General features: G+C 73.5%; 5 protein-coding genes and 1 pseudogene. 4 read left to right on the forward strand and 2 right to left on the reverse strand.

Annotation, left to right across the window (positions count from 1 at the left end; all coding sequences use genetic code 11):
* The first annotated feature begins 47 nt into the window (after positions 1 to 47).
* The 3 genes from ACFQRI_RS23480 to ACFQRI_RS23490 are packed head-to-tail and all read left to right on the forward strand — an operon-like array spanning position 48 to position 3,087.
* Positions 48 to 812, forward strand: coding sequence for a MoaF C-terminal domain-containing protein (locus tag ACFQRI_RS23480; RefSeq protein WP_380672112.1), 765 nt, complete (start codon positions 48 to 50; stop codon positions 810 to 812).
* Between the two features lie 35 nt (positions 813 to 847).
* Positions 848 to 2,314, forward strand: a complete 1,467-nt coding sequence (locus tag ACFQRI_RS23485) for an APC family permease (protein WP_380672113.1) — start codon at positions 848 to 850, stop codon at positions 2,312 to 2,314.
* On the forward strand, positions 2,311 to 3,087 hold the full coding sequence (locus tag ACFQRI_RS23490) for an SDR family NAD(P)-dependent oxidoreductase (protein WP_380672115.1): 777 nt from the start codon (positions 2,311 to 2,313) through the stop codon (positions 3,085 to 3,087). Before ACFQRI_RS23485 ends, ACFQRI_RS23490 begins: the two co-directional genes overlap by 4 nt.
* 39 nt (positions 3,088 to 3,126) lie before the next feature.
* Here ACFQRI_RS23490 and ACFQRI_RS23495 read toward each other — a convergent pair whose 3' ends face one another.
* Positions 3,127 to 4,767, reverse strand: a complete 1,641-nt coding sequence (locus ACFQRI_RS23495; protein ID WP_380672117.1) for an amidohydrolase — start codon at positions 4,765 to 4,767, stop codon at positions 3,127 to 3,129.
* A gap of 130 nt (positions 4,768 to 4,897) precedes the next feature.
* On the opposite strand from ACFQRI_RS23495, the gene ACFQRI_RS23500 reads away from it, so the two are divergent.
* Entirely contained in the window at positions 4,898 to 5,833 is a 936-nt protein-coding gene (locus ACFQRI_RS23500; protein WP_380672119.1) for an AraC-like ligand-binding domain-containing protein, read from the forward strand.
* 41 nt (positions 5,834 to 5,874) lie between these two features.
* Here the strand turns inward: ACFQRI_RS23500 and ACFQRI_RS23505 are convergent.
* Positions 5,875 to 6,000: pseudogene (locus ACFQRI_RS23505) on the reverse strand ((S)-ureidoglycine aminohydrolase); the annotation flags it as partial.

Raw genomic sequence — 6,000 nt, forward strand, 5'->3', positions numbered from 1 at the left:
CGGCGGTCCCCGGACGCGGGACCGGGTCCTCAACGGGGAGGAAGCGAATGGGCAACGAGTTCATCCCGGTAGGCGCGCTCGGCGACGGATTCGCCCCCGGCGCCGACCTGCTCGAACCGACCGACGAGCTGTCGGGGGCGAGCTTCGAGCTCGACCTCGACGGCCCGGATCAGCTCCGGCTGGGCGACGGCGTGGCCTCGTGGGGCGCGCACGCGGACGTGCCGGTGCGGGTCACCTCGATCCGTCCCGGCACCTACCTCGTGGACGGTCTCGCGGGGGAGACCTCGACGACCTTCGCGCTCGACACCGAGGCCGGTCTGGTCACCATGATCGAGGGCCGGCTGCCGAGCGAGCAGGTGCGCGCGGAATCGGCCCACACCCGGGTGCGGCGCGGGGACGAACCCACCGGGGTCACCGCGCGCATCGTCCACGGCGCGCTCGACGGCTCGACGGCGACGGTGCACGCGCCGACCGACGAGCTGGTCGGCCTGCGCAACCGGTACACCTACTCGCCGAACGAGAGCTACGAGCACATCTACCTCACCCCGGAGCTGTTCACCTGGCACTGCCTGGAGGGCGTCGAGCGGGGGTTGGCCGACACCGACCGGTGCCACCACATCGCGATCCGCGACGGGCTCGTGCTCTTCGCGTGGCGGGAGAAGATCGTGCCCACGCTCGGGGTGCTCCTGATCGACCTCCACGGCATGCGCACCGACGGGAAGATCTTCGGCAACAACGGCTTCGACACCTCCTCGGTGGTGAACTTCCCGGTCGGGGCGCGTGCCGAAGTCCTCGGCCGGACCACCTCCTGACCCTCTTCGGCGCCGCGCCGGAAGGAGCGTTCATCGTGCCCCCAGCAGATTCGGAGACCGGGTTAAGAGGTCATCTCGGCGTCAGCGGCATCGTCTTCCTGGTGCTGGCCGCCGTCGCACCGCTGACCGGGATCATCGTCATCGGCGGGATCGGCATCGCGGTGGGAACCGGCGGCGGCACGCCGGTGATGTTCCTGATCGCCACGGTCGTGTTCCTGCTCTTCGCCGTCGGTTACGCCCAGATGGCCAGGCACCTGGTCAACGCGGGCGGTTTCTACGCCTACGTGGTGCGCGGACTCGGCCGCACCGCGGGTCTGGTCGCGGCGTTCGTCGCGATGGTCGGCTACAACTGCTTCGTCGCCGGTGCGGTGGGCACCAGCGGGTTCTTCACCTCGACCGTGATGAGCGGGGTGTTCGGGCTGGACGCGCCGTGGTGGTCGTGGAGCCTGCTCTCGGTCGCCGGTGCGTGGGCGCTGACCCGCGCGGGCATCGACTTCTCCGCGAAGGTCCTCGGCGTGGCGCTGGTGTGCGAGGTGGCGATCCTGCTCGTGCTCGACGCCGCAGTGCTGCTGCGCACCGGGTTCTCCTTCGAGGTGTTCCGCCCCGAGGTGTTCCTGACCGGTTCGCTCGGGCTGGGACTGCTGTTCGCCGCCAACGCCTTCGTCGGCTTCGAGGCCACCGGGCTGTTCAGCGAGGAGGCGCGCGATCCCAGGCGCACCGTCCCCCGCGCCACCTACGTGGCGATCACGTTCATCGGCGTCTTCGCGGCGGTGACGACCTGGGCGATCGTCTCGGCGCTCGGCGTGCGCGAGGCGGGCGGCATCGCCGCCGCGCACCTCGACGCCGGTGACCTGGTGTTCACCGTCTCGGCCGAGCACCTGGGCACGGCGCTGACCGACGTGATGCAGCTGCTGCTGGTCGTGAGCCTGTTCGCCGCGCTGCTGGCGCTGCACAACGCCGCGGTCCGCTACCTCTACGCCCTCGGGCGCGTCGGCGTGCTGCCCAGGCCGCTGGCGCGCACCCGGCGGGCCAACGGCTCGCCCGCGGTGGCCTCCACCGCGCAGCTGGTGCTGGCGACCGCGGTGGCCATGGCCTACGCGGTCGCGGGCGCGGATCCGATGACCTCGCTGGTCGCCTCGTTCACCGGCATCGGCACGCTCGGCATCATCGTGCTGCAGGCGATCGCCGCGAGCGCGATCGTCGTGCACTTCCGCAGAGCGCGAGATCCCCGGTGGGGTAGGACCTTCGCGCTGCCGCTGCTGGGTGGTGCCGGGCTGTGGACGGTCACGGTGCTGGCGTTCGTCAACTTCCCCGAGCTCGCGGGCAGCGAGAACCCCGTGGTCACCGCGCTGCCCTGGTTGCTGCCGGTCGCGGCGGTGCTCGCGATCGGCGCGGCGGCGCTCTTCCGCGCCCGCAAGCCGCACATCTGGAACGCGCTGGAGCAGGACCTCGACGCGGTCGGCCTGAAGCCCGCGGAGACGACGGAGGGAACCCCGAGATGAGCACCTGCCTGGTCACCGGTGGCGGTACCGGGATCGGCGCGGCCGTCGCGGCCCGCCTGGCGCGCGACGGAGCCGACGTCGTGGTTTCCGGTCGCAGGCGCGAACCGCTCGAAGAGGTCGCGGCGACGCACCCGCGCATCACCGCGATGCCCGCGGACGCCGCTGACGCGTCCGCGGTGCGCGCGCTCGTCGGCGAGGTGCGGGCGCGGTTCGGCTCGCTCGACGGCGTGGTGGCCAACGCGGGCGGGCACGGCTACGACTCGGTGGGCGACACCGGCGACGACGAGTGGCGCGCGAGCCTCGACGCGAACCTGACCACCGCGTTCGTCACGGTGCGCGAATCGCTGCCCGCCCTGGAGGTGGCCGGCGGCGGCATCGTGGTCGTCTCGTCGCTGTCGGGCCTGCGAGCGGCACCGGAGACCGCCGGCTACACCGTCGGCAAGCACGCGCTGCTCGGGCTGGTGCGCTCGGTCGCGCGCGACTACGGGCGCAGGGGCGTGCGGGCCAACGCGGTGTGCCCGGGCTGGGTGCGCACCCCGATGGCCGACGAGGAGATGCGGGTGCTGGTCGAGCAGGGCGGCGCGACCGACGTCGAATCCGCCTACGCCGCGGTGACCAAGGACGTCCCGCTGGGCCGCCCCGCCGAGCCGGACGAGGTCGCCGGGGTGGTGGCCTTCCTGCTCGGCCCGGACGCCCGCTACGTGCACGGGGCCACGCTGGTGGTCGACGGCGGGGCCCACGTGGTCGACGTGCCCACCCTCGCGTTCGGGTGATCCGCCGTGCGGTGCTCGGGCGCGGTCCCGGCGTGCGGCCTACACCCGCTGCCCGCGGAAGTAGGTCTCCTGGACCGCGGTCCGGTGGATGTCGGTCGCCGGGATATCGAAGATGTCGCGGTCCAGCACCAGGAAGTCCGCCGACAACCCGGCGCGCAGCGAGCCGGTGCGATCGCCGATGCCCAGCGCTTCGGCCGCCGCGGAGGTGAACGCCGCGACGGCCTGCTCCCGGCTGATCGCCTGGCCGGGATTGACCCGCCGGTGCGCCTCGCCGGGAGCGCTGCGGGTGATCATGGTTTCGATGCCCAGCCACGGGTTGAGCTCCGGCAACCCGACCGGCCAGTCGGAGCCCCCGGCCACCAGCGCACCGGAGGCCAGCAGCTCGCCGAACGGCCAGATCCGCTCCATCGTCTCCGCGGGCACCTGGTGGGCGACCGCGTCGAACAGCGGACTCGGGTGCCACAGGAACGGGCAGGCGTCGACGCGCACGTTCAGCTCGGCGAAGCGGGGCAGGTCCTCGGGCGCGATGAACGAGGCGTGCGCGATCTGGATGATCGGACCCGGCCCGCGCTCGCGGCGCACCACGGCGGCGGCGTCCAGCGCCAGGCGCACCGAGGCGTCCCCGGTGGCGTGGATCTTCGCGCCCAGGCCGAGCTCGGCGCAGCGCAGCAGCCCGCTCGCGAGCTCGTCGAGGGTCCAGGTCGGCGCGCCGCGGAACTCGGGGTCCTCGCCGTCGTGGTGGCAGCGGTAGGGCGAGAGCAGCGCGGTGGTGCGCGTCGTGGGAACCCCGTCGATGGCGAACTTCGCGAAGTCCGGCCGGACCAGCTCCCCGCGGTGGCGCGGGCCCTCGGCGAAGAGGTCCTCGCCGACCGGGCCGCTCTCGATGAACTCGTGGGCGGGCATCGAGGCGACGATCCAGGAGGTCAGCTCCCCGGAGCGCTCCATCTCCGCCAGCACGTCCAGGTGGCGCCCCATCGTGGCCGCTTCCTGCACCGCCGTGAACCCGAGCCCCCGCAGGTGCTGCAGCGCCGCGCGCAGCGCCGCGACGAGGCGGCCCCGCGGGTCGCGCAGCGCGGCGTCGGCCGCCGCCTCGGCCTGCGCGCTGGCGCGCTCCCGCAGCGCACCGGTCAGCAGGCCGTCGCCGTCGCGCACGTAGGTCCCGCCCGCCGGATCCGGGGTGTCCTCGGCGACGCCCATCGCCTCCAGCGCCAGCGAGTTGACCTGCCGGTTGTGCATCGTGTCGTCGCGCAGCAGCAGCGGATGACCGAGCGAAGCGGCGTCCAGGCGGTGCAGCATCTCGCGCGAGTTCAGCTCGGCGCAGGTGCCGCTGCCCAGGATGCCGCCGATGATCCACTCGCCGGGTTCGAGCCGCCCGGCCCAGTCCCGGACCTTGGCCAGCACCTCGTCGGGGCCGTCGGTGGGCAGCAGCGGGAGCTCCAGGGCCAGCTGGGTGCCGCCGACGCCGAGGTGGACGTGCCCGTCGACGAGTCCCGGCACGGCCAGCCGACCGGCCAGGTCGAGCCGTCGGGTCGCCGGCCCGCACCAGGCCTCGACCTCGTCGGTCGAGCCGATCGCGGCGATCCGCCCGTCGCGCACGGCGAACGCCTCGGCAGCAGCGCCGCCCGCGGCGGTGTGGATCGGACCGCCGGACACCACGAGATCCGCGAATCCTGCGCTCATGCGCCTCCTCCTGTCGACCTCCCGGGCGACGCTAGTCGTCCGGTGGGGGAGAAGTGCTGCCCGGCAACCGGATTCGGCACCCCGCGACAAGCTCCGCGCAGCCGTCGACAAGCGAGACCAGGAGGTGGACGTGCTCGGGCCCGCGGTTGACCTCGACAGGTGGCGCACGTCGATGGCCGGCGCGGTCGTCCCGCTGGAGATCGACGCGGCGGCCGACTTCCGGGGCCGCTTCGACCGGACCGTGGTCGACGGCGTGTCCGTGCTGGAGATCGCGGCCGAGCCGCACCTGGTGCGCCGCACGCCGGAGCTGATCGCCCCGGGGGACCCGCACTGCTGCAAGCTGAGCCTGCAGCTGAGCGGAACCGCCCGGCTGGAGCAGAACGGCCGCACCGCCGAGCTGCGACCGGGGGATCTGGCGGTGTACGACACCGACCGGCCCTACGAGCTGTCGTTCCCCGGCCGCAACCGCGCCGTGGTCATGGTGATCCCGCGCGGGATGCTGGACCTGGCCCCGGAGGAGGTCGACGGCGTGACCGCGGTCCGGTTCCCGCGCGACTCGGGCCTGGGCAAGGTGGTCAACCCGTTCCTCGCCGAGCTCGGCACCAACCGGGACCAGCTGGCCGGGGCCGGCGCCGCGCGGCTGGTGCACTCGGCCCTGGACCTGCTGGTGACCATGCTCTCCGCGGAGCTGCACCGCGGGCCGGCTTCGGCCGACCCCGTGCGCGGCCCGGCCCGCGAGGTGCGCGACTACATCCTCGAGCACCTCGGCGACCCCGGCCTCGACCCGTCGTCGATCGCCAGGGCCAACCACGTCTCCCTCCGGCGCCTGTACGCGCTCTTCGGCGAGGGCGAGCCGGTGGCGGCGTGGATCCGCTCGCGGCGCCTGGAGCGCATCCGGCGCGACCTGGCCGATCCCCGCTACGCCGACCGCCCCGTGTCCTGGATCGCCGCCCGCTGGGGCCTGACCGACCCGGCCCACTTCAGCCGGACCTTCAAGGCCGCGTACGGCCGACCGCCGAGCGCATACCGCGCCGCGAGCCGGAGGGGAGCACGCGGGGACTTCTGATGAAAGAGCGGAAAGCCCCCGCGCGCGCCGGTTCCCCGGTGTCAGGTGAGGGTGATCTGGCGGTTGACGTCCTTGTAGAGGAGGTAGCGGAACTTGCCGGGGCCGCCTGCGTAGCAGGCTTGGGGGCAGAAGGCGCGCAGCCACATGAAGTCGCCTTCTTGGACTTC

It is taken from the genome of Saccharopolyspora griseoalba (assembly GCF_042665275.1).
GTDB lineage: Bacteria > Actinomycetota > Actinomycetes > Mycobacteriales > Pseudonocardiaceae > Saccharopolyspora > Saccharopolyspora griseoalba.